Genomic DNA, 23,700 nt, shown 5'->3' with positions numbered 1-23,700 from the left:
AGCGAAGCTATTGCTTGGCTCTGGTCGTGACCTGGCATTGTCTGATTCGCTTCTTTCGTCTGTTCCAACCGGTGGTTGTAGCTTCATGATCTTTTGGTCCGAGTAAATCGTTGCACGAGCGCAAACGCCCGACCGCTGCCGGGCAGTCTACGTCAGAACGGTTTCAGCAGGACAAGGTCAACATTCTGGTCTCCGGCGCTTCCCCGCACGGCCTCGACATCAAGCCCTGGACGATTCATTGAGAGCTCAAGGCTCAAGGCCGCAAGGGAACCAGGAGTCTGGCTTTCTCCGTACGTCACGCTGTCGGGCTCAGAGTGGTCAACCAGAGTCGCCACGATTGACAGGGTTCCGTCGCCGTTGTCCAGCAATTCAACAATTCTCGATTGCTGAGGAAAGTCAATCAGCGAGGCTGTAGTGATTTCCCAGAATCCGCCATGGTCAAAAATGGCTTTGTGCGCAGTCACCCGGTGTTTGTGTCCGTGACCGTTCACCCAGGCGACCACGTTGGGAAAACGGGCGATGAGTCGCAGGACCTTCGATCGGCTGAGGAAAGTGGGCCCGTCGCCGGACGAGGGCTGCTTGGCGGCAAAGGCTGACAACGGGTGATGGCCAAACAGGATTACGAGACGGTCGCCGGCCTTCGAGGTGACGAGTTTGCCCTCGGCATCGTAGAACTTCCCGGAAACCCGCTGCAGTTGTTCCTCCAGCCAGTCCGCCTGGGCGGCGTCCAGCGCCGCCTCAGTGCCGCCGTCGGGACTTGCGGTGTTCAACATGATGCCGACAACATCCGGCGACAGGTCGAACGTGTAGCACGGATCGGCCCGGGAACCCCTGCCGGAACCGGAGCGGAACCGTGGATTACCTGCGTCCTTCGGCCAAGCGTCCATAAATTCCGTCTTACTGAATGCGCGCCGAAGTTTCGATGGCGGCACTTCTCTCGACGGCAGCGAAGCGATGAGGCTCCGGCGTTCACTGTCATTGGAGGTCCTGACTGTTTCCCAGAAGTCAGTCGTGTCCATGCCAGATGGCAGCCGGGTGGGCAGCCGGTCGCCGATTCGAAGAGCGCCGACGAACTCGGCTTTTGGAGAAATCGGACCGGACTCCGGCTGGCCGGATTCATCATGGTTGCCGACGCCGATGTACCAGGGGAAATCCGAACCTTCCGCCGCTATAGGCTGCAGTGCGGCCGAGAGGTATCCCGGAATTGTGGGATATCCATAACGGCTCTTCCACTCATCCGGAGATCTCAGCGTGGATTCAGGTTCGGGATGCCAGATGTATTTGGACAGTTCCACCGGGGCCGGACCATGATCCTGGATCCCCTCGTAGACTCCATTCGGAGATGACGTCACGGGACCGCCCTTGACTACGCCGATCGCCGCCGACAGTTCACTGACGGCATAGGAGTTCGTGAGGTCGCCCGTAATTACCAGGCAGTCCAGAGGCCGCTCGCTGACCGGTCCGCGCCCGAGGGCATTCATCTTGCGGACCATCGCGTCCAAAACATGGGCAGTCAGAAGGTCATGCGGCCGAAACTTCCCCGAGTTCGGAAATCCGTCCGAGAAGTCAAGGTACTGCCACAGAAAGGACAGCCTCCCCGGACTGGCCGCATCCAGCACATGACTATCAGTCAGGTGCCCAAAAGCGGCCAGCCCGGTCCTCGCGCCGTTCGCCGGGCGTATGCGGGCACAAAGCTCTTCGCGTACCTGTGTTTCGATACCCGGACCCCGTATGAGCCGCCGGTAGGGAAGCTCCGACACCCTCCGGGATCCCAGCACAACCGTGGCGTCCAGCGTTGTCGACGGGCCACTTGTCCGCGGCGCCGCTGCACCCGGCGGGGGTGTGCCCGGGGTTCTGTCGGAGGACTCGGATATCCCCAAAAGGGTGACACCGATCGCACCGCCAAACGCCCAGCGAGCGGCGTCCCGTCGCGATAGTTCCTTCTTGCTTTGCTCACGCACTTGCTGTTGTGGCCCTTTGATGCTGCCCTTAGATGCTGGCGTTGGCCCGGACCAGGTCGTCCGGGAAGTCAACTTCCACAGCGTAGAACTCGCTGATGTCCACCGGGGTCCACTTGACGTCGTCCTGCTTGATGGTCAGCTCGATCGCGCCTTCGAAGTAGTCCTGGTCATCGACTTCAATGAGCCGCTTGAGGAGCTTCTTCTTGTCCTTGGAGCTGACGTAGTTGATGCCAACGGCCTCACCCCGGGCCACATCCGCCGGCACGGACTTGGAGAGCTCCATGATGTTGCCGTCGGCGTCGGTGGTGTACTTCACTTCCTCATCGGAAACCGAGGACACATCAACGGTGATGAACGATTCATCGCGCTTGATGTAGGGCATGAGCATCTGCAGGATGTCCGGATCGAACACGACGTCGCCGTTCATCCAGAGCACGCCGCCCTTGGCCGAATTCCGGATTGCCTTCAGGAGGCTCTTGGAGGTGTTGGTCTGGTCAAAGTTCTCGTTGTACACAAACGACGCGTTCGGTACGTGTTCCAGGATCATTTCGAGCTTGAACCCGACAGCAATCGTGAGACGCAGCCCCTTGCCGAATGCATTCTGCAGGTTCTGGACCTGCTGGTGCATGATGGTGCGCCCATCGCTGAGCTCTGTCATGGGCTTCGGGTGTGGGCGCGCCAGCCGCGTTCCCATTCCGGCGGCAAGAATTACGGCCTGGACTTTCATGTGTCTTTTCCTCTTCTACGAGCGATCCTGGTGGCGGGAGCGGCGAGCCATTGCATCGCTAGAGATCGCCCCGGAGCCCGGTGCACGGGCCAGAAGGCGCTTCCCCCGCGTCCTAGCATAAGCGCTCGGCATCGGTGGCGCCGAATGGCGCTGGCTACTCGACGTTAATGCTGGGTTAACTTTGCGTCGACCTGGCGGCAATCCGTTGGGCGCCTACGCGCCGTCGAATTCGCCAATCCGGGACCCCACGCCTACCAGTTCTTCGATGGCTGCGACGGTGCGCTCGGCGGCCTTGCCGTCCCCATACGGGTTGACAGCGTTGGCCATCGCGGCGAAGTGCCCCTGATCGTGGATCAGGCGGGACACTTCGGAAACAATCCGTTCCTCATCGGTGCCGATCAGCAGCACCGTCCCCGCATGCACGGCCTCGGGCCGCTCGGTGTTTTCCCGCATCACCAGGACCGGCTTGCCAAGGCTCGGGGCTTCTTCCTGGACGCCGCCCGAATCCGTCAATACGACGTGGGCCACGGACAGCAGGCGGGTGAACTCGCCGTAGGCCAGCGGTTCGGTGACCAGCACGTTGGGTTTGCCGTCCAGCGCGGGCAGCACCGCCTCGCGTACCACCGGGTTCTTGTGCGCGGGAAGGACAATCGTCAGTTCCGGCTCGGCATCGGCGATCCGGGCCAGCGCGCGTCCCATATTGCGCATGGCGTCGCCTTGGTTTTCACGGCGGTGGGTGGTCACAAGCAGGATTCGGCGGCCGCTGGTGGCCAACTCTTCCAGCCTGGGGTCCGTGAAGGGGAGCTGTTTGTCCACCGTGGCCAGAAGGGCATCAATCACCGTGTTGCCGGTCACGACGATGTCCTGGGGACTGACGCCTTCGCGCAGCAGGTTTTCCCTGCTGGTGGAGGTGGGTGCCAGATGCAGGCGGGCGATCTGGCTGGTGATCTTGCGGTTGGCTTCTTCGGGAAACGGCGAGAGCAGGTCTCCGCTGCGCAGTCCGGCTTCGACGTGTACCACGGGGATGCCGTGGTAGAAGGCTGCGATGGCGGCGGCCGTGGACGTGGTGGTGTCGCCCTGGACAACGACGGCGTCGGGCCTCGACGCGGCAAAGAGTGTCTCCAGGCCGTCGATGGTGCGCGTCATGATGGCGGACAAGGTCTGGCCCTGCCGCAGGATATTGAGGTCGTGGTCCGGGACGATGCCGAACAGTTCGTTGACCTGGTCCAGCATCTCGCGGTGCTGCCCGGTGACCGTCACGATGCAGTCGAAGTGCGCAGACTCCTGCAGGGCGCTGACGATCGGTGCCATCTTGATGGCTTCAGGCCTGGTTCCAAAGATCGGCATGATGCTGTGCATGGACTATCCCCCAGAAGGTTGGTTGTGGTGTAACGGCTGGCCGGGCGGGTTCAGCCCAGCAGCAACAAGGCGAGAACGAGGGCCGGGACGCTGACCACCACGACCAGAACGGCGATCAGTGCCGCGAGGCGCTTGCGGCGGTAGGCCATTTCTTCGTCGGTGGGGTCCAGTTCGGCGGCCCGCTTGGCCGAGGCTGGACGATCCCGGGGCGTTGGTTCTTCGGCCGCCTGTTCACGCGCTGCGGGCAGCGGAAGAGGCTCGGCGCCCGGGACCAGGAGTGTGTCTGGAATGTCCTCGTGCAGGCGGCGCCGGCGCAAGTGCCGCGGTGCTGCGGCCAGTGGGGGAGCGCCGTCGGCAGGGTTCTCCAACGTATCGTCCTCCTTGGTTCAATGAATCGTCCGGCTTCGACCTGACGGCTTCAATTCTTACATTTCCGCTCACTGATTGGCGCATTCCGGCCGCAAGGAAGCATCGATCAGTCCTCCGGTTTCGATCACAAACCGCCGCAGCCATTGGCCCAAATCCAGGTCCGGATGTGAGGCAACCATCTGTACGTCCGCCGTCGTGCACTGGCCAATCAGGCGCCCCGCGCGGGTGAGGTGATAACTGGACGTCACTACGGTGACGGACTTCCAGCCGTTGGCCTTGACCAGGTGGGAGATGGCCAGTGCTTCGCCGCGGGTGTCCAGGTCCGGGGGGCGGAAGCAGATGACGGACGCGTTGGGGAAGGCGGCCGAATTACACGCCTCATCCGCCTCCCGGTTGCCGAACGTGTCCGTGTGCGAGATCACGAGGACGGGAACGTGGAAATCGGCTTGGAACTGGCGCGCCACCGGCAGGCGTTCGGACGCCGCGCCGCCCAGCATGATGACGGCGTCCGTCCGGTGCACGCTGAGGGGATCCACGTTGACGAACAGTTGAAGGGCGATGATCAGCCACAGCAGGAGGCCTCCGACGGCGACGGCGAGCACCCTGCGGGTGGCGGTATTCACCGCGGCGACGGAAGGAAGCACGGCTAAGAGTTTGGCACGCGGTCTTCAGGTGGCGAAATGGTGCGCCCGTACTGCGCAAAAACTTGCACAAAAGAATGCGTGATGCAGTTGTGATTTTAGAGATCAAAGTTACTGGGGTGACAGATGTGGATTGCCGTTTATGCTATAGGCAACTTACGTCGCTCCCACCAACAGGTCTCCACCTGCGGTCCCACCCTTAAGCGAGCAATCTTGCGAAAACTAAACATAGCGGCAACCGTGATTGCCGCCGTGATGCTGGCAGCAACCTTGCCGCAGGCCGCCGTGGCCGCTGTGGAGGTGCAGGCCGCCGGACAGGTGTCTGCCGGCGCACTGGCGCCGTCGTCTGCCGCGCAGACTGGTGCCGTGCAGACCGGTGCCGTGCCGGCGGTGTCGGACCCGAGCCCCCAGGGGCAGGTGGATGACTTTGTGCGCCCGGAACCTCCCGCAGGCAGGGCAAAGTCCGAGTACACCTACGTCAGCGCGCCGCTGGCCGGCACGTTGAAAACCACCTTGGTAACGGTGCAGCTGGCAGACAAGACTGCAGCCGAAACGGACGCGGCCGTCCCCATGGCTGCCGCGAAGGCCTCGCTCAGCGCCGCTAACCGCTACTGGGCCTACGCCACCGCAGGCCGGGTGGACATTGCACTCTCAGCCTCACGCCAGCTGCACAAGTCCGCCGCGACCTCCAAGCAGTCGCCCGCGCAGATCGTGGACATCGTCTCCCAGGAGCTGGGCTGGACGCAGAGTTCCTATACGGCACTGGTCATGTTCATCCCCGGCGCCTACCTCACCAACGGCGCCGCGGGAATGACCTACAGCAACGGCAACATTGGCGGCCGAATCCTGATGCCGCAGAACAGCCGGCTCTCCACGCCGGTCCTGGCACATGAATTCGGGCACGCCCTCGGCATGGACCACGCCAACAGCCTGCTGTGCGGCAGCGGCGCCATGGACGTGGCCTCCGGTCCGTTCGCCGGGTTCGCGGATGCCACCTGCAGCATCAAGACCTACGGCGACAACCTGGACCTCATGGGCATCTCGCACTTCGACCTCATGCCGGAAATCAGCGCCAGCTTCTGGGAAATGGGCCGGTTCGGCAACGGTAACGAGATCGCCAACCTGGGCACGGTATCCGCCCCCCGCACGGTGAACCTCAAGCCTTGGGCCGGAGCAGGTGCCAACCGCGCAGCGAAGTTCACGGACCCGAAATCCGGCGAGGTGTACTTCCTCGAACTCCGCACCCCGGTCGGTTACGACTCCGTCATTGCCCAGGACGGAAACCGCGGCGTGAAGATCACCCAGCAGGGCGGAGGAAACTCCTCGATCCTGCTTCCTCCCAATACCCGGGCAACCGCCTTCAACGGCTACTACAGCAACACCCAGGCCTGGCAGGCCGGCCAGACCTTCACAACGCACGCCGGCACCAAGGTATCCATTGACGCTGTCAGCAACACCGCGGCCACCGTGACGATCCGTCCGCCAGGTGCGCCCGCGAAGGGCTCCTTCGACAGCGCAGCCCTCGCGGTCACCTCGTCCAGCGCCAGCATCAACGTCCGCGGATGGGCGGTCGATCCTGCAGCGGCGTCCACCTCCACCCAGACGCACGTTTACGTCACAGCACCTGACGGGACGACGACGGGCCACGCCTACACCGCTGACAAGCCGCGCGCCGATGTCAACGCGGCACTGGGCATCAGCGGAAACCACGGCTTCCAGGAGTCGATCCCCGTCAAAGCGGCCGGGCAGTATCAAGCCTGCGCCTATGCGATCGGCATCTTTAACAACACAGCACTGGGCTGCCGGACCCTCACCCTGGCCGGCACGCCAGCACCCGAGGGATCCCTCGATGAGGTCAGCACGGCAATGGTCTCTGGCAAGCCGTCCATCAAGCTGCGGGGCTGGGCCGTGGACCGCGGCCAGGCAAGCGCGTCCATCCCGGTCCACGTCTACGTGACCACTCCATCCGGAGCCACCACCGGCCAGGCCTTTACCGCCAACGTGCCGCGCCCGGACGTCAATGAGGCCCTGGGGGTCAGCGGAACGCACGGGTTTGCGGTCACCGTCCCTGCGACCGAGACCGGCACGTATCGGGTCTGTGCCTACGCCATCCCCGTCGCCCCGTTTGCCGCCGGTAACACCACCCTGGGCTGCCGCAACGTCCCGGTGGCTGTCAGTGACCCGCCCACCGGATACCTGGACTCCGTGGCCTTCATCAACGCAGGGTCCTCGGCACGGCTGGACGTCGCCGGCTGGTCCTTCGACGCCGGCGTCCCGTCGGCCTCGATCCCCGTCCAGCTGAGTGTCACGGCGCCCGACGGCAGCACCAAGACAGTGACCACCACCGCCAACGCTGCCCGGAGCGACGTCAACGCCGCCATGGGGATCGCCGGTTCACACGGGTACCAGACATCCGTGAGCGTGACGAAGGCCGGTACGTACCGTGTTTGCGCCACCGGAATCGCGGTCGCCACCCTGACCAAGGGCAACGGCTTCCTGGGCTGCGTCAACGCTACGGCAACCCCTGCTGCGCGGCCGGTCGGCTACGTGGACTCCATCGTGGTGCAGACCAGGACGCCATCGGCGGTGATCACGGCTTCCGGCTGGACGTACGAACCCGGCACGCCGGCGGCCTCCAACGCCGTGCACATCTACGTCACAGGCCCGGACGGCAAGACCAAGGGCTACCCCTTCACCGCGAACGGGACGCGGCCGGACGTCAATGCCGCGTTTTCGCTGCCCGGAAACCACGGATTCCAGAACAGCATCCCCATCACCCTGTCCGGCCCCTACCACGTGTGCGCTTACGGCATCTCCGTGAGCCCGCTGAGTGCGGGCAACACACTGCTCGGCTGCCGGGATGTGGTTGCGCAGCCCGCCGCCCCGGTGCGGGGCTACCTCGACACCGCCCGCCTGTCCGGGACCAGCACCAGTAAATCGATCGTGGCAACCGGCTGGGCCATGGATCCGGGCTTCACGAGCCAGAGCGTTCCGGTCCGCGTCACCGTCAAGTCTCCGGATTCGAGCTCCAAGAGCTACAGTGCCTTGGCCAACCTGGCCCGGCCGGATGTAAATCGCGCGCTGGGCGTGACCGGAAACCACGGCTACCGCGCCGCCCTTCCCGTCAAGGCCCGGGGCAAGTACACCGTCTGTGTCTCCAGCGCCGGGGCCGGCGTCCTGCGGACCGGGGTGTCCGCGCTGGGATGCCAATCCCTTACCTACTGACGGGCTGACTGGCCCGGAGCTGTTTGGCCTTCGTTCACCTCGGACCGCCATTCTCTTTACCTGAGCCCCCTACCTTCGATGAAGGTAGGGGGCTCAGCGGCTTCTTGGCCCTTGGACGGACTTCCTTTTGGCGGCCCGACGGTGGTGCCCCGGCGCTGATGCAACGCCGTATTGGACGCATCATGGAGGAGTGCCGGGCAGTGCCTGCAGAATTTGAAGTGGTACCCGCTGCGGCCGCACGGCAGAACGCCACGGCCGGCCGGCCGGTCACCGGCGCGGGCCGGATCAAATGCGGATGGGGCCGGGGCTGATGGGCATCCCGGCGGACGTACAACGAGCCCTGCGGCAGTTGAAAATGCGAGGCAAGGCCCACCTTCAAAGGCGGAGGCCGCACCGGAGAACAGAACGGACCCCCGCCGTTTCGCCCGGGACGAATGGTGCAGCGGGCCACTGGGCGGGGCGGGGGCCAAACCGGCAGTTGCAGTTCACACCATACGAAGCTTCCGGTCCCGGACCGCGGCGCCCGGATCTGAGCGTGGGCGTGATCCTGGACGATTTCACCCGTACCTCCTTTGCGTTCGAATGGAACCTGCTCGAACTGCGCAAGGAACTGTGGCGTGACCAACTGGGACAGACCCGCATCGATTTCCTGTTCGTGGAATCTGCCTGGAACGGAAATTCCGGCTCCTGGCAATACCAGCTCACCGGTTCCAAGGGGCCGGGCGTCCAGCTGGTCCGGCTTGTGGAGTGGTGCCGTGCCCGCGGCATTCCGACCGTCTTCTGGAACAAGGAGGACCCACCGCATTACGACGACTTCCTTCCGGCAGCAAAGTTGTTTGACCACGTCTTCACCAGTGATTCGGACCGCATCCCTGATTATGTGAGGGACTTGGGCCACCACAGGGTGGGCACCCTTCCGTTTGCCGCGCAGCCCGCCATCCACAACCCCGTCCGGCCAGGACACGGATGGCATTCCCGGGGCGTGGCTTTCGCCGGAATGTATTTCGCCCACAAGTATCCCCAACGCCGCGCCCAGATGGACATGCTCCTCGGCGCGGCCATGGCCGAAGCCGGAACCGGCGGCGCCGAACTGGAAATATTCTCCCGCCAGCTGGGCGGGGACCAGAACTACCAGTTCCCGGAGCCGTTCGACCAGCACGTGGTCGGCTCATTGAATTACGCCGAGATGCTGACGGCCTACCGGGCATACAAGGCGTTCCTGAACGTCAACTCGGTGATCGAATCGCCCAGCATGTGCGCCCGCCGGATCTTCGAGATCTCCGCCTCGGGCACACCAGTCGTCTCCGCTCCCAGCGCGGCGATAGCGCGGTTCTTCGCGGACGATGAGGTTCTCGTCGCTGCAGCCCGGCCGGAGGCGGAAATCATGCTGCGCAAGCTGACGTCCAATCCGGACTTCAATGAACGGGTGGTCCACAAGGCCCAGCGCCGGATCTGGGGAGCGCATACGTACGCGCACCGGGCAGAATCCATTGTCCGGGCGGTCGCGCCGGAGCGATGCCGGCCCGTGGCTCTTCCCTCCGTCAGTGCACTGGTGAGCACAACCCGTCCGGAACAGCTGGACCAAATATTTCAGACCGCCGGCGGCCAGGCCGGCGTCGACCTGGAGCTCATCCTGCTGACCCGCGGCTTTGCGGCCGCCGAGGGTCTCTGCGCCGGGCTGGCGCACGCCCACGGCGTGGCGAAGTACCAGGTGCTCGCCGCCCCGGCCGCACTGACCCTCGGCGAGTGCCTCAACCGGTGCGTTGAAGCATCGACGGGAGCGGTGCTCACCAGGATGGACGACGCCGACTATTACGCGCCGAACTACGTCGCCGATCTGCTGTACGCGCTCAGCTATTCCGGGGCAGACGTGGTGGGGAAGCAGTCCCACTACACTCACCTGCGTTCCAGCCGGACCACCATGCTCCGCGCCGCACACCAGGAGCACCGGTTCGGCCGGCGGGTGATAGGACCGACCATCACTGCACGCAGGGAGGTCTTCGAGGCGCACCCGTTTGAGGCGTTGGACCGGGGCGATGACAGCGCCTTCCTGGCGTCCGTCGCGGCATCCGATGGCTCCATCTACGCAGCCGACAGGTTCAACTACTGCCAGATCCGCCCCGGCGCGGGGAACGGGCCGGTTGTACCGGCCGGGGAGCCTGCAATGGACGGCGAAATTCAAATTTTCGAAAATCCACGTGAAGTCATCACGCTTTGATAGGGGTCACCAGATTGACTAACTTTCGGACCATCGCCGTCATTGGACTGGGGTACATCGGGTTGCCCACAGCCGCGATCCTGGCAACCAACGGCCTTGACGTCATCGGCGTGGACGTCAATCAGCGGACGGTGGACGCAGTGAATGAGGGGCGTGTGCCCTTCGTCGAGCCAGACCTGGGGATCCACGTCGCCGGTGCCGTCAGCCAGGGCCGGCTCAAGGCAACCACCGAGACGCCCGCCGCTGATGCGTTCATTGTGGCCGTTCCGACGCCCTTCACGGCGGAGAAGAGGGCTGACCTGAGCTACATCGAGGCGGCCGCACGCGGGATCGCGCCGGTGTTGCAAGGTGGTGAACTGATCATCCTTGAGTCCACGTCGCCCCCGGGGGCAACCCGCCATCTGGGCGAGTACATCGTCTCGCTCCGGCCGGATCTATCGCTGGACGGCGCCGAAGGCAGGCCCGCGATTCTCCTGGCCCATTGCCCCGAGCGCGTCTTGCCCGGCAAAGTCATGATCGAGCTTGTCACCAACGACAGGATTGTTGGCGGGATCACCCGTCGCGCCGCCGATCTCGCGAAAGACCTTTATGCGGTGTTTTGCCAGGGCGAGATACTGATCACCGACGACGTTACGGCGGAAATGGCCAAACTGGTGGAAAACTCCTACCGCGACGTCAACATAGCGTTTGCTAATGAGCTTTCGGTCATCAGCGAAAAGTTGGGCATCAACGTCTGGGAACTGATCCGGCTGGCAAACCACCACCCGCGCGTCGACATCCTGCAACCGGGACCCGGCGTCGGGGGTCACTGCATCGCCGTCGATCCCTGGTTCATCGTCGCTGCAGCACCTGCCGAGTCGCGTTTGATCAGAGCGGCCCGGACCGTTAACGATGAGAAGCCGCGTTGGGTCCTGGACCAGGTGCGTGCGGCGTTTGCCGGCTTGCCCGGGAACGCCGAGATTGCCGTCCTGGGGCTCGCGTTCAAGGCAAACATTGACGACCTGCGGGAGTCGCCCGCCATTGACATTGCCCATGGCATCGCCGAATCGATGCCGGCCACCCGGATCAACGTCGCCGAGCCCCACATCGACAGCCTGCCCGGGCGCCTGCAGCACCGGGACAATGTCCGGCTGGTGCCCTTGGAGGAAGCAGTGAGCCGTTCCGCGCTCGTGGTGGTGCTTGTGGACCATGACGCCGTCCGGGCCCTGCCCGCCGAAGCCCTGGCCGGCAAGCTCCTCGTCGATACCCGGGGAGTCTTCAGCTCATGATCGATCGGCTCGTTCAGACACTGCGCACAGCCTTCAAAAGCCGGGTGGTCATGGCGATGTCCTACTGCGGCGCGGCCGCAGTACTCAGCGGCATCCTCTGCCTCGCGCTCAGGCAGCCGGCGCTCGCGGTTCTGCCCCTGGCGCTGTTCGCACTCATCGCGGTGACGGCCGTCTCGCAGCTGGTCAGGATACGGTGGCTGCAGGAAACCGAAGCCCGGAAGGCCCACTCGCGCAACAGGGAGCTGCGCGAGCTGGTACGCGGTCTGTCCGCACCGGCGGCGAAGGCCAGTGCTCCCGCGGCGAAAGCCACGGCTCCCGCAGCGGAGCGCACAAAATCCGCTCCCACCGCGGCTCCGACTGCCGGACGGGCAGTCGGCCGGCTCGCGGCCGCTGTTACGGATGACCGGGACCGCCAGGCCAAGATTCTCCGCTACCTCGGAGCGCCTGTAACGGCACCGTGGGGCGGACGGGTTGTCTACTCCATCATGGGCCAGGAGCTTTACCGGTACTTGGGCGATGCCCACGCCCTTGAATCATTGCGGCCGAGCACCATCGCTGCCCAGATCGCGAACGGCCGGGGGTCCGCGCTGGTTATCGAAGACAGCGCTTTCACGGCCGGAATCTGGTTCGGGGCCGACTCCGCGGCAGGGACGCTGCTTGCCAACGAAATACTCCGGGCCCTCGCTGAGTGCAGGTCCCGAGGGGTGCCAGCCTATTTTGTGAAAACACGGCTGGAAGCCGATATCTACACCACGGATTTCGAAGCAGCGTCGGATGTTGTGTTTTCGGAGCGTTCTGCCCTGGCGGAGTGGACCGAAGACTACCGCTTCGGATTGCTCACCTCGCTGGAAGCTTTTGCCACAACGAACAGAGGAGCGCTCATTGCCTCGCCCTGATACCACCGGCTCCGCGCGGAAGATCCTCCTCTACGGGGACGTCGACCTCAATATCATCGACGGGTCCGCCGTCTGGCTCGTCTCCATGGCCGAGGCGTTATCCCGCACGGGCTCCGAAGTCTGCGTACTTCTTAAGACCCAAGTCACGAAGACGCGGCTGCTTGACCGGATAGCTGACTTGCCCGGCGTGGAAATCGCCCAACCTGGCGAGAGCGCGGACATCGAGGCGCTGCAGCCCCGAACAGCAGCGCAGCGCATGGCCCAGCTTGACGCGCAACGGCCGTTCGACGTCGTGATCGCCCGCGGCGCCCAGGTGGCGGCGCACGTCGCAAACTCCAAAGTCCTGGGTCCCAAGTCATGGCTCTACATCACGGACATCGCCCATCCCGGGTCCCGGCTTTCTGAAAAAGACCTCGCGGTGCTCAGGAGGACCGTCGGACAATGCCGGCGCTTCTTCGTGCAGACTGAGGCCGCACGCTCCTACGTTGAGGCGACGATTCCCGAGGCCGCGGGAAAGACCCTGGTCCTCACGCCCATGGTGCCCGATGAATACTTTGACCTGCGGGGCGGCTCACCTGGCACCGGCCGGAAACTGAGAGCGGTCTACTCCGGCAAGTTCGCCAGGAAATGGCGGACCCTGGAAATGTGCTCCCTCCCGGCGACGGTCGGGGAACACAACCTTCCCCTTGCGGTGACGATGATCGGCGACAAGTTCCAGCACGACCTCCAGGACCCGCAGTGGTCGGCCACGATGGAGGCGGCGGTGAGCTCGCCGGGGATCGACTGGCTGGGCGGGATGTCCCGTGATGAGGCCGCAAAGGAAGTCAGCCGGCACGACGTCGGGTTGAGCTGGCGGGATCGAAGCATGGACGCCAGCCTCGAAATTTCGACGAAGGTGCTCGAGTACGCGGCCCTGGGGGTTCCGCCGATGGTGAACCGCAATGCGCAGCATCTGGAGCTTTTCGGCGTGGACTATCCGCTGTATGTCGACGACGATTCGACGGACGGCGTTCTCAGCACCCTTCTGGCGGCGAGGGGAACCCTTGCCGAGCTGAAGGAAGAAGTGTCCAATCGTGTCCGGTACTACTCGATTTCAGCATCGGCGGCCCGGCTGAAAGCCTATTTCGAACGGTCCGAAGGCGACTACGCCCGCAGCCCGCGGTCCAAGCAAAAGACGCGGGTGCTGATTGCCGGTCACGACCTCAAGTTTGCGGGCGAGCTGGTGTCCGTCCTCGAGATGCGGGACGACATCGAGCTCGCTTTCGACCACTGGACCTCACTTCATCAGCACGACGTAAAAGAGTCCGAGCGGCTCAGGGACTGGGCCGACGTGATCATCTGTGAATGGTGCGGGCCCAACGCTGTCTGGTACTCGAACAACAAACGGCGGAGGCAGAAGCTCATTGTGCGGCTTCACATGTTCGAGCTCAACGGCCCCTGGATGGGCGATGTGGCCGCCGAAAACATTGACTCCCTGATCTGCGTCTCGCAACTCTATGTGGATCGCACCCGTGCAAGCACCGGCTGGACCGGCACCGCCATCCGGGTCATCCCGAACGCCGTGGACGTCATGGACCTCCGCAGATCCAAGGAACCGGATCACCGCTTCCGGCTGGGGCTGGTGGGCATCGTCCCCATGCGCAAGCGCCTGGACCGGGCCCTTGACCTGCTCGAGGAGCTGTTGGATGAAGACCCCAGGTACACCCTGCATGTCCGCGGACGAATGCCGTGGGAGTATCCGTACGAGTGGAAGAAGCCGTTCCAGCGGGAGGCGTACCTGGAGATTTTTGACCGTATCGGCAGGTCCCCGGCGCTGCGGGATGCCGTGGTCTTTGAACCGTTTGGCCCCGACATGGCGTCCTGGCTGCGCAAGATCGGCTATGTCCTGTCACCCAGTTCGGACGAGAGCTTCCACCTCGCCCCCGCCGAGGGCATGGCATCAGGTGCCGTACCGCTGTTCTGGCAAAGGCCCGGAGTGGATGAAATATTCAGCAACCGCTGGACCCGGGGGACAACGTCCCAGGTCCGTGCCTTGGTCTCGGCCCTCAACGGCTCGCCCCGTGCGTATGCAGAGGAGTCCCGGGCCGCCGCCGAATACGTCGGGCGGTTCGACATGCGGTCCACGGGCGAGGCCTGGCTGGAGGAAGTACTCGGCGAGTGAAGCCACAGCCCGGCACGGTCAGTCCCTCGCGGTAGCGTAGGGCTGTGCCTGAAACTGTGCCCGACCCTGTGTCCGAAACCGCTGTGCCCGAAACCGCTGTCCCAGAAACTGCTGTGCCCGACACCACTGTGCCCGAAACCGCTGTGCCCGAAACTGCTGTGCCCGAAACTGCTGTGCCCGACGCCCTGCAGACGGACGCCGCCCTGACCGTTGCGGGCCTCTCGGAGTCCCAGCTGCTGGGGCGCATCTTTCCGCGGCTGACGACCCCGCAGCCCAATGGCGGACCGGCGGCGGCCTCGTACTTGCTGCTGGGGCCGGGGGACGACGCCGCGATCGTCGCCGCACCGGACGGGCGGACCGTGCTGAGCATCGACACCCAAGTGGCGGACCAGGATTTCCGGCTCGAATGGAACAACGGCTACCGGACCACCGGGTACGACGTCGGCTGGAAGGCCGCGGCGCAAAACCTGAGCGACATCAACGCCATGGGAGCCCGGGCCACGTCCGTTGTCGTCAGCCTGACCATGCCGCCGGAGACCCCCGTCTCCTGGGTGGAGGATTTCGCTGACGGCCTCGTGGCCGGTATCAGAGGGCTGGGGGCTCCGGCCTGCGCGGTGGCTGGCGGCGACCTCGGCCGCGGCCGCGAACTGGCGGTCAGCGTGGCGATCGTGGGGACCCTTGACGGCAAGGAGCCCGTCCTCCGCTCCGGGGCCCGGCCGGGGGACACCGTGGCCCTGGCAGGAACAGTGGGCCGCGCCGCCGCCGGGCTGGCGCTGCTGGAGTCGAACGTCCCGCTGGGCGCCCTGACCGCCGGGCAGCGCTCCCTCCTGGACACCCAGTGCAGGCCGCAGCCGCCGCTCGCCGCCGGACCGCTGGCCCGTGAGGCGGGAGCGTCGGCCATGATGGACATTTCGGACGGCCTGGTCCGGGACGGAAACCGCATGGCGGCCGCCAGCCGCGCGGTGCTGAACCTGGACGCCGCCGCCCTGAAGGAGCTGGCCGTCCCGCTGCTGCCGGCGTCGGAGCTGTTGGGGACAGACCCGATGGCCTGGGTCCTCGGAGGCGGTGAAGACCATGGGCTGCTCGCCACTTTCCCTGCAGGGGTTCCGCTCCCTCCCGGGTTCACTGCGATAGGCTCGGTAGAGGCCCCTGCACCAACCGAAAGCACGGGAGTAACGATCGCGGGCAGGCCCGCTGACACTGTGGGATGGGATCACTTTGCAGACTAAGATTGCCGCCAACGCGCAAGCGATGAAGCGGTGGTTGGGCAAGGCGGAAACCACGCTCGGCAACCACAGCGACCGCCTGAACGCCATCAACATCTTTCCGGTAGCCGACGGCGACACCGGCACCAACCTCTACCTGACCGTCCGCGCCGCGGCCCACGCAGCGGACGCCGCCGTGCCGGGACACCCGGACGGGGCGCCGCACGCGGCACCGGACCCGACCCTGCATGACGTTGGCGCCGTCCTGGCCCAAGCCGGCCAGGTTGCCATGGAGCAGGCCCGCGGCAACTCGGGAACCCTGTTCGCCGTCTTCCTCTGCGCCGCCGCCGAACCCCTGGCCGGGCATACCCGGATCAGCTCACCCCTGCTGGCCGCGGCCCTGAACCGGGCCCAGATCCGGGCCTGGTCCGCTCTGAGTGATCCCGTGCCCGGCACCATGCTCTCCGTCATGGAGGCTGCCGCCCGGGCCGCGGCCGCCGTGGACTCCGCCCACGACGGCGATGACAGCAACCAGACCCTGGGCCTGGCCCTGGACGCCGCCGTCGAGGCGGCCCTGGCCGCCGTGGTCCGCACGGAGGAGCAGCTCGATGCCCTGCAGGCCGCCCACGTGGTGGACGCCGGCGGCGTGGGCATGCTGCTGATCCTGGACTGCCTCCGCTCCGCCGTGCTGGGCGAGGAGCTCCAGAGCGAACTGCTGGACGGGCTGCACGGCTACGACGTCCAGGATCCGCATATCCACGTCGGCATGCCGCGCGACGAAGGTGTCGAAGTTATGTGCACCATTTCCCTGTCCCCGCTGGACGCAGCCATGATGCGCCAACGGCTCGACGAAATGGGCGACTCGGTGATCATGAGCCAGGTCGGCGGAGGCGCTGACGCCGCCGGGCTCTACCGCTGGCGCGTCCACGTCCACGTCCTGGATGCGGACCTCGCCGTCGCGCTGATTCGTTCCCTGGGCGAGCCAACGGACATTTCCGTGAGCGAGCTCGCAGTCCCGCGCGACCCGGAGGCACCGGCCACCACAGTTGCCGCCACAGTTACTGCCCCCGATGCTCTCGCACCTGCCGCCGAAACCCGAAACCCCGACGGACATGCACGCTGAACTTGAACTGGGCCTGGAGCGCCGCATCGGCAAGCGCTCCGCGGCTGTCATCGAAAAACACCTTGGCATCACCACTGTCGGCGGGCTCCTGAACTATTTCCCCCGCCGCTACCTCAGTCGCGGCGAGCTCACGCCCATCAGCGAGGTCCCGCTGGACGAGGAAGTGACCCTGATCGCCCGGGTGGTCTCCAGCAGCACCCGTTCCATGCGCGCCCGGCGCGGTTCCCTCACCGACGTCGTGATCTCCGACGACGCCGGCGGTGCCGCTTCCGCGCGGGCCGCCGGCGCACTGCCGGGCACGCTCAAGGTCAGCTTCTTCAACGGGTTCCGGGCCAAGGCCGAGCTGCAGCCGGGCCGGCGCGCCATGTTTTCAGGCAAGGTCACGCGCTACGCTGGATTGCTCGGCCTGACCAACCCGGATTTCCTGCTGCTCGACGAGGACCCCGAAACGCCCGGCACCGACCCGGAGAAGCTCGCCGCCATGCCGATCCCGGTGTACCCGGCCACGGCGAAACTGACCAGCTGGTCCATCCAAAAAGTCATCTCGACCCTGCTGGACACCGTGGAACTGGAATCCCTAGGCGACCCGCTGCCCGCCGGGATCGCGGCGCGGGAGAAGTTCCTGCCGGTCGCGGACGCCTACCGGCTGATCCACGCCCCGCAAACCCCGGCGGACTACCAGCGCGCCCGCGACCGGTTCCGCTACCAGGAAGCCCTGGTGCTCCAGTCGGCCTTGGCCCGCCGCCGCGCCCAACTCGCCGCCGAGGAAGCGACGGCCCGCCGCCCGGCACCGGACGGGCTGCTGCCCGCCTTCGACCGCCAGCTCCCGTTTACGCTGACCGCCGGCCAGGCCGCCGTCGGCAAGACGCTCTCCGACGAACTCGCCCAGGACTCGCCCATGAACCGGCTGCTCCAGGGCGAGGTGGGCTCCGGCAAGACGATCGTGGCGCTGCGCGCCATGCTGCAGGTCGTGGACGCCGGGGGACAGGCTGCCCTGCTGGCGCCCACCGAAGTCCTCGCCGCCCAGCACTATGAATCCATCCGGCGCACTCTCGGACCGCTCTCCCGGGACGGGATGCTCGGCGGGTTCGGCCCCGACGCCGTCCAGGTCACCCTGCTCACCGGCTCCATGCCCACCGCGGCGCGGAAGCAGGCCATGCTCGACGCCGCCTCCGGAACGGCCGGAATCGTGATCGGCACCCACGCCCTGCTCGGCGACAACGTCTCCTTCTACGACCTCGGCCTGATCGTGGTGGACGAACAGCACCGCTTCGGTGTGGAGCAGCGCGACGCCCTCCGGGCCAAGGCCAGCAAACCGCCGCACCTGCTGGTCATGACCGCCACCCCGATTCCCCGGACCGTGGCCATGACCGTGTTCGGCGACCTCGAAACCTCAGTGCTCGATGAGCTCCCCGCCGGCCGCGCCCCGATCTCCACCCACGTGGTGGGGCTCGCGGAACACCCGGGATGGGCCACCCGCATCTGGTCCCGTTCGAGGGAGGAGATCGACGCCGGCCACCAGGTCTACGTCGTGTGCCCCAAGATCGGCACGGACGACGACGGCGACTTCACCCCGGGCGAGGCCGAACCGTCCACCGCGGACCTCGAAGGCGAGAACGGCTCCCGGGAACTCGCCTCGGTCACCGGCGTCGTGGAACATCTCCAGGACGAACCGGCCCTGGCCGGGGTGGCTGTGGCGCCGCTGCACGGCAGGCAGGACCCGGTGCTGAAGTCCGAGACCATGGCCTCCTTCACGGCCAACCAGACCAAGCTGCTGGTCTCCACCACCGTGATCGAAGTCGGCGTGGACGTCCACAACGCCACGCTCATGGTGATCCTGGACGCAGACCGTTTTGGCATCTCCCAGCTCCACCAGCTGCGCGGCCGCGTGGGCCGCGGCGGGCTGCCCGGAACCTGCCTGCTGGTCACCGCCCTGGAGCCGGGCCATCCGAGCCGGCGCCGCCTTGATGCCGTGGCCGCCACCACCGACGGCTTCGAACTGTCCCAGGAGGACCTCAAGCTCCGCAGGGAGGGCGACATCCTGGGCGCCTCGCAGTCCGGCGGGCGCTCCACGCTGAAGCTGCTGCGCGTGCTCGAACACGAGGACGTGATCGCCCGGGCCCGGCAGGACGCCCAGCGGATCGTGGCCGCCGATCCCGCGCTGGCTGGCCAGCCCCTGCTCGCGGCCGCGATCGATGACTACCTGAACCCCGAGAAGGAGGCGTTCCTTGAACGCGGCTAGGACCACGAGCCAGGCGAAGACGTCCACGGGGGACCGGGCATGAGCCGGATCATTGCCGGTGCGGCCGGCGGCAGCACGCTGAACAGCGTGCCCGGGAACCTGACCCGGCCCACCACCGACCGCGTCAAGGAGGCCCTGTTCTCCCGGCTGGACGCCTTCAACGTCATTGCCGGCGCCCGCGTGCTCGATCTGTACGCGGGATCCGGCTCGCTGGGGGTGGAAAGCGGCAGCCGCGGCGCGGATTCCGTGGACCTGGTCGAATTCGACGCCAAGGCCAGCGCCGTCTGCCAGCGGAACGCCGATCTTGTCAACACCGTCGCGGGCCGCAAGGTGGTCTCCGTACACCGCTCCAAGGTCGAATCGTTCCTGGACCGGGCCGCCGACTCCGCGATCTGGGACCTGGTGTTCCTGGACCCGCCCTACCCCCTGGACGAGCCGGCCCTCGCTGCCGTGCTGGCCAAGCTGGTGCCGCACCTGGGCGAGGGGGCGGTCGTGGTGGTGGAACGCTCGTCCCGGAGCCCCGAGCCGGCATGGCCCCGGGGCATGGAACGGTTTGCCGAGAAGAAGTACGGCGAAACCCGGCTGTGGTTCGCCGAGCCCGGCGTGGAGGCCTTGGACGCTGCGGAAGCAGCGGCCCTGGAAACAGCGGACCTCGAAGCAGCGGGCGCTGTGGAAGCAGCGGACCTGGAGGCCAGGGACTAGCCGGCCAGCGCGTCCAGATCGACGCCGGCGAGCAGCCGGGCCGGATGCGGTCCGCGCGCCGTGAGCGCCGCCGTCCAGACCTCCGGCCACGGCCCCTGCGTCCCGGTCAGGATGATGTTCCCGGGGTACCGGCCAGTGAACATTCCGGCCTCCGCGAAGGCCGAGACGTCGGCCATGGCCCGGCGCATGGCCGCGATCTGGCTCCGGACCAGGGTCAGCCCGGGTTCGTCGCCCACGTTGACAATCAACACGCCGCGCGGCGTCAGCCGGGCCGCCGCCTCCTGGTAGAACCCGGTACACGCGATGTGTTCCGGCGCCTCCGGCCCTGAGAAGATGTCCAGGATTACGACGTCGAAGCGCAGTTCCGCCGGAAGCCCGGCGAGGGCGTCGCGGGCATCGCCGATGACCGTGTGCAGCTCGGTTCCCTCCGGCAGTGGCAGCTGCGCGAGGACGAAGTCCAGCAATTCCCGCTCCAGCTCCACCGCGTACTGGACCGAGCCGGGCCGGGTGGCCTGAATGTAGCGGGCCAGCGTCAGGGCCCCGGCGCCCAGATGCAGCGCCGTGATCGGCTCGCCCCACGGGGCGGCGAGGTCCACTACATGCCCGATCCTGCGCAGGTATTCGTAGAAAATGTCCGCGGGATCCGCCAGATTGACGTGGGACTGCTCGGCGCCGCCGATGCTCAGCACGAAGCCGCCGTCGGTAAAGGGATCCGCTTCGATCACGGCGTGCTGCCCGGTGGTCCGCAGGAACCGCGAGGCCCCGGGTTGCTGCCCGGCCATGTTCACAGCCTGTCGCGCAAGGTCGCCAGCCGCTCGGCGGCCTCCTCCAGCACGTGCAGCTGCTTGCAGAACGCGAAGCGGAGCAGGCTGCGGGTGCGCTCCGCGCCGTCGGCGTGGCAGAAGACGGGCACCGGGATCGCGGCGACGCCCACGAGGGCCGGCAGCCTGCGGGCCAGCTCCACGGAATCGGTGATCCCCAGCGGTGAGGTGTCCACGTTGACGAAGTAGGTCCCCTGCGGGGTCAGCACGTCGAGGCCGGCCGCGCGCAGTCCCTCGCTGAGGATGTCGCGCTTATACCGAAGGGTGTCGGCGATGCCCGCGTAAAACTCGTCCGGAAGCCCCAGACCCACCGCGATCGCGGCCTGGAAGGGCGTGCCGGAACTGTAGCTCAGGAACTGCTTGACCGTCCGGGCGGCGGCCACGAGCTCCTCCGGCCCGGAGAGCCAGCCGATCTTCCAACCGGTGAAGGAGAACGTCTTGCCGGCCGAGGAAATGGTCAGCGTGCGGCCGGCGGCCCCGGGCAGCGTCGCGATCGGGATGTGCCGCACACCGAAGGTCAGGTGCTCGTACACTTCGTCGGTGAGGATGACGGCGTCGTATTGAGCGGCCAGTTCGACGACGCGCTCGAGTACCTCGAGGGGGAACACCGCGCCGGTCGGGTTGTGCGGATTGTTGATCAGAACCACCTTGGTGCGGTTGCTGAACGCGGCCTCTAGCGCGGCCAGGTCCGGCATGAAATCCGGGGCCAGGAGCGGGGCGGTGACGTGCGTGGCGCCGGAGAGCCCGATGATGGCGCCGTAGGAGTCATAGAACGGCTCGAAGGTGAGCACTTCATCTCCCGGACCTACCAGCGCGAGCAGGGCGGCGGCGATCGCCTCCGTGGCGCCGGTGGTGACGATGATTTCGGTCTGCGGATCCGGGGCCAGCCCGTAGAACCGTTGCTGGTGCACCGAGATCGCCTCCCGCAGCGGCAGGATGCCCTTGCCGGGCGCATACTGGTTGGCTCCGGCGGCGATCGCGGCCTGGGCGGCCTCCTTGATCTCCACGGGGCCGTCCTCGTCCGGGAAGCCCTGGCCGAGGTTGATGGCGCCCGTGCTCAGGGCCAGGGTGGTCATCTCCTCGAAGATCGTCACGCCCAGCGAACCATCCGGGGAGAGCAGGTTGGCGCCGGTTGCGGCGCGCTGCCACGGGAACTGGGGAGGGAGCTGGGCCGGGCCTGTCATCGGGAACCTGCCGTATCGGAGCTGTCGGCGGCAGCAGCGGCGTGTGGGGCGTCAGCCGCGGCCGGGAAGCCACCGGCGGCGGCCCTGCCGGTGAAGCTGTCCATGGTGGTGTAGATCCCAAAGACCTTTCCGCCCACGAAATCCCACGCCCGCACCGGCAGGATGCCCTTGAGCACTTTCCCCAGCCTGGCCATGGCGGGGGCAATCAGCTGCGGCCGCCCGGCGGCCATAGCGCGCCATGCCCTGTCCACGGCGTCCTCCGGCGTCATGAGCGGCGTCAGCAGGGGACCCCGGGCTCCCTCGAACATGCCGGTGGAAATGTAGCTGGGGCAGAAGGTGGTGACTTTCACGTGGCCGTAGCCCCGCTGCTCCAGCTCAAGCCGGAGCGAGTCGCTCCAGCCGATGACGGCCCATTTCGAGGCCGCATACACGCTCATCCGCGGATTCGAGACCGTGCCGGCGGCGGAGGCAACGTTGAGGATCCTGCGCGGGCGGCCGGCGGCGGCCATCATGTCCGGCAGGAACTCCAGGGTGACGTACATGGGGGCGAGGGCATTGATGTCCATGGTCAGGGCGATGTCACGGTCCGGGGCGTGGTCCCAGAAGTACGCGCCGCGGACAATCCCGGCGTTGTTCACCAGCAGCGCCAGCGGCCCCTCGGCCCGGGCCTCCCGGGCAGCGCCGGCAATCGCGGCGCGATCCGCCAGGTCCACCGTGCGGGGGATGGCGCGGGCGCCCAGGGCGGCGACTTCAGCGGCGGTGCCGGCCAGCGCCTCGGCGTCGACGTCCCAGAGGATCACCGCCTCGGCGCCTTCCCGGGCAGCGCGGAGGGCGTAGAGCCTGCCCATGCCGCTGGCGGCGCCGGTGACCAGGACCACGCCGCCTTCCACGGTGAAGGGCGGCGCAGTGACAGGCCGCACAGTGACGGGCCGCACAGTGACAGGCACGGCCGCGCGATTGTTCGATGCTGACATTCAGCCATGTTATCCCGGGCTGCGGCGCGGATACGGTAGGTTCGGAGCATGAGACGCGCTGTTTGCCCTGGCTCTTTTGACCCCATTCACAATGGACACCTGGAAGTCATTGCGCGCGCCGCGGGCCTCTTCGACGAGGTGATCGTGGCCGTGTCCACGAACTATGCCAAGAAGTACCGCTTCAGCCTGGAGGAGCGGATCGACATGGCCAGGGAAACGTTCGCGTCCTTGCGCGGGATCGTGGTCGAGCCCGTGGGGGAGGGGCTCCTGGCCGAATACTGCCGGCAGCGCGGTGTATCGGCCATCGTCAAGGGCCTGCGTTCGTCCTCGGACTTCGACTACGAGCTGCCGATGGCCACGATGAACCGGCAGCTGACCGGCGTCGAGACGGTGTTCCTGCCGGCGGAAAGCCACTACCTGCACCTGTCCTCCACCCTCATCAAAGAGGTCTTCGCCCTCGGCGGGGACGTCTCGGACTTTGTTCCCCGCTCCGTGCTGAAACGGCTGGCCCCGGGCGAGCCGGTCCCGAACCGGGCGCGCAAAGTGTAAGCTTGACCGGTACTCGGCGGCCTGCTGCCGGTTGCGTGGCCCGAATCCAGGCCGCTTGTGGTGTGAACCGCCGGC

Annotated in this window: 18 protein-coding genes; 10 read left to right on the top strand and 8 right to left on the bottom strand. The window is 66.4% G+C overall.

Annotated features, from left to right (window positions below; translation table 11 throughout):
* Positions 1 to 152 precede the first annotated feature (152 nt).
* From B5X90_RS12410 to B5X90_RS12390, 5 genes are all read right to left on the bottom strand, one after another.
* On the bottom strand, positions 153 to 1,760 hold the full coding sequence (locus B5X90_RS12410) for a TIGR03767 family metallophosphoesterase (protein WP_179129129.1): 1,608 nt from the start codon (positions 1,758 to 1,760) through the stop codon (positions 153 to 155).
* Positions 1,761 to 1,989: 229 nt separating this feature from the next.
* On the bottom strand, positions 1,990 to 2,688 hold the full coding sequence (locus tag B5X90_RS12405) for a phosphocholine cytidylyltransferase family protein (protein WP_079553451.1): 699 nt from the start codon (positions 2,686 to 2,688) through the stop codon (positions 1,990 to 1,992).
* A 213-nt stretch (positions 2,689 to 2,901) separates the two neighbouring features.
* The gene (gene wecB, locus B5X90_RS12400; RefSeq protein ID WP_079553449.1) at positions 2,902 to 4,047 is read right to left on the bottom strand and encodes a non-hydrolyzing UDP-N-acetylglucosamine 2-epimerase; all 1,146 of its coding nucleotides are present in this window, start codon (positions 4,045 to 4,047) and stop codon (positions 2,902 to 2,904) included.
* A 50-nt stretch (positions 4,048 to 4,097) separates the two neighbouring features.
* Positions 4,098 to 4,415 carry a hypothetical protein gene (locus tag B5X90_RS12395; RefSeq protein WP_079553446.1) on the bottom strand — a complete coding sequence of 106 codons (318 nt, stop codon included), beginning with the start codon at positions 4,413 to 4,415 and terminating at the stop codon, positions 4,098 to 4,100.
* 69 nt (positions 4,416 to 4,484) lie between these two features.
* Complete coding sequence (locus B5X90_RS12390; protein ID WP_256860207.1) at positions 4,485 to 5,060, bottom strand: YdcF family protein; 576 nt, start codon at positions 5,058 to 5,060, stop codon at positions 4,485 to 4,487.
* 210 nt (positions 5,061 to 5,270) lie between these two features.
* On the opposite strand from B5X90_RS12390, the gene B5X90_RS12385 reads away from it, so the two are divergent.
* From B5X90_RS12385 to rsmD, 9 genes are all read left to right on the top strand, one after another.
* Positions 5,271 to 8,282: a hypothetical protein gene (locus B5X90_RS12385; RefSeq protein WP_143264736.1), complete on the top strand. Its 3,012-nt coding sequence runs from the start codon at positions 5,271 to 5,273 to the stop codon at positions 8,280 to 8,282.
* Positions 8,283 to 8,817: 535 nt separating this feature from the next.
* Positions 8,818 to 10,500 (top strand): glycosyltransferase family protein, encoded by a 1,683-nt coding sequence (locus B5X90_RS12380; RefSeq protein WP_179129128.1) that lies wholly within the window; start codon positions 8,818 to 8,820, stop codon positions 10,498 to 10,500.
* Between the two features lie 14 nt (positions 10,501 to 10,514).
* A complete protein-coding gene (wecC, locus tag B5X90_RS12375; protein WP_079553442.1) occupies positions 10,515 to 11,768 on the top strand; it encodes a UDP-N-acetyl-D-mannosamine dehydrogenase in 1,254 nt (417 codons plus the stop codon).
* Positions 11,765 to 12,664 (top strand): hypothetical protein, encoded by a 900-nt coding sequence (locus B5X90_RS12370; RefSeq protein ID WP_079553440.1) that lies wholly within the window; start codon positions 11,765 to 11,767, stop codon positions 12,662 to 12,664. The genes wecC and B5X90_RS12370 overlap by 4 nt, the downstream gene beginning before the upstream one ends.
* Positions 12,651 to 14,825, top strand: a complete 2,175-nt coding sequence (locus B5X90_RS12365) for a hypothetical protein (protein WP_079553438.1) — start codon at positions 12,651 to 12,653, stop codon at positions 14,823 to 14,825. The genes B5X90_RS12370 and B5X90_RS12365 overlap by 14 nt, the downstream gene beginning before the upstream one ends.
* Before the next feature lie 173 nt (positions 14,826 to 14,998).
* Complete coding sequence (gene thiL / locus B5X90_RS12360) at positions 14,999 to 16,054, top strand: thiamine-phosphate kinase (protein ID WP_079553563.1); 1,056 nt, start codon at positions 14,999 to 15,001, stop codon at positions 16,052 to 16,054.
* 22 nt (positions 16,055 to 16,076) lie between these two features.
* Positions 16,077 to 17,153: a DAK2 domain-containing protein gene (locus B5X90_RS12355; protein WP_079553436.1), complete on the top strand. Its 1,077-nt coding sequence runs from the start codon at positions 16,077 to 16,079 to the stop codon at positions 17,151 to 17,153.
* Positions 17,143 to 19,395, top strand: a complete 2,253-nt coding sequence (locus tag B5X90_RS12350) for an ATP-dependent DNA helicase RecG (RefSeq protein ID WP_079553434.1) — start codon at positions 17,143 to 17,145, stop codon at positions 19,393 to 19,395. The genes B5X90_RS12355 and B5X90_RS12350 overlap by 11 nt, the downstream gene beginning before the upstream one ends.
* 39 nt (positions 19,396 to 19,434) lie before the next feature.
* Positions 19,435 to 20,097 carry a 16S rRNA (guanine(966)-N(2))-methyltransferase RsmD gene (gene rsmD, locus B5X90_RS12345; protein ID WP_079553431.1) on the top strand — a complete coding sequence of 221 codons (663 nt, stop codon included), beginning with the start codon at positions 19,435 to 19,437 and terminating at the stop codon, positions 20,095 to 20,097.
* Here rsmD and B5X90_RS12340 read toward each other — a convergent pair.
* Genes B5X90_RS12340 through B5X90_RS12330 form a run of 3 tightly spaced genes read right to left on the bottom strand, consistent with a single transcriptional unit; the run spans position 20,094 to position 22,950 of the window.
* Positions 20,094 to 20,879, bottom strand: a complete 786-nt coding sequence (locus B5X90_RS12340) for a spermidine synthase (protein ID WP_179129127.1) — start codon at positions 20,877 to 20,879, stop codon at positions 20,094 to 20,096. The two genes, rsmD and B5X90_RS12340, sit on opposite strands and share 4 nt — an antisense overlap.
* Positions 20,880 to 20,881: 2 nt before the next feature.
* The gene (locus B5X90_RS12335) at positions 20,882 to 22,102 is read right to left on the bottom strand and encodes an aminotransferase class I/II-fold pyridoxal phosphate-dependent enzyme (protein WP_079553429.1); all 1,221 of its coding nucleotides are present in this window, start codon (positions 22,100 to 22,102) and stop codon (positions 20,882 to 20,884) included.
* On the bottom strand, positions 22,099 to 22,950 hold the full coding sequence (locus B5X90_RS12330; RefSeq protein WP_372702889.1) for an SDR family NAD(P)-dependent oxidoreductase: 852 nt from the start codon (positions 22,948 to 22,950) through the stop codon (positions 22,099 to 22,101). The genes B5X90_RS12335 and B5X90_RS12330 overlap by 4 nt, the downstream gene beginning before the upstream one ends.
* A gap of 174 nt (positions 22,951 to 23,124) precedes the next feature.
* Here B5X90_RS12330 and coaD point away from each other — a divergent pair, with 174 nt between their 5' ends.
* A complete protein-coding gene (coaD, locus tag B5X90_RS12325; RefSeq protein ID WP_079553427.1) occupies positions 23,125 to 23,625 on the top strand; it encodes a pantetheine-phosphate adenylyltransferase in 501 nt (166 codons plus the stop codon).
* Positions 23,626 to 23,700 lie beyond the last annotated feature (75 nt).

This window comes from Arthrobacter sp. 49Tsu3.1M3, from assembly GCF_900168135.1.
Classification (GTDB): Bacteria; Actinomycetota; Actinomycetes; order Actinomycetales; family Micrococcaceae; genus Arthrobacter.
This window is presented reverse-complemented; position numbering and strand designations above follow the sequence as displayed.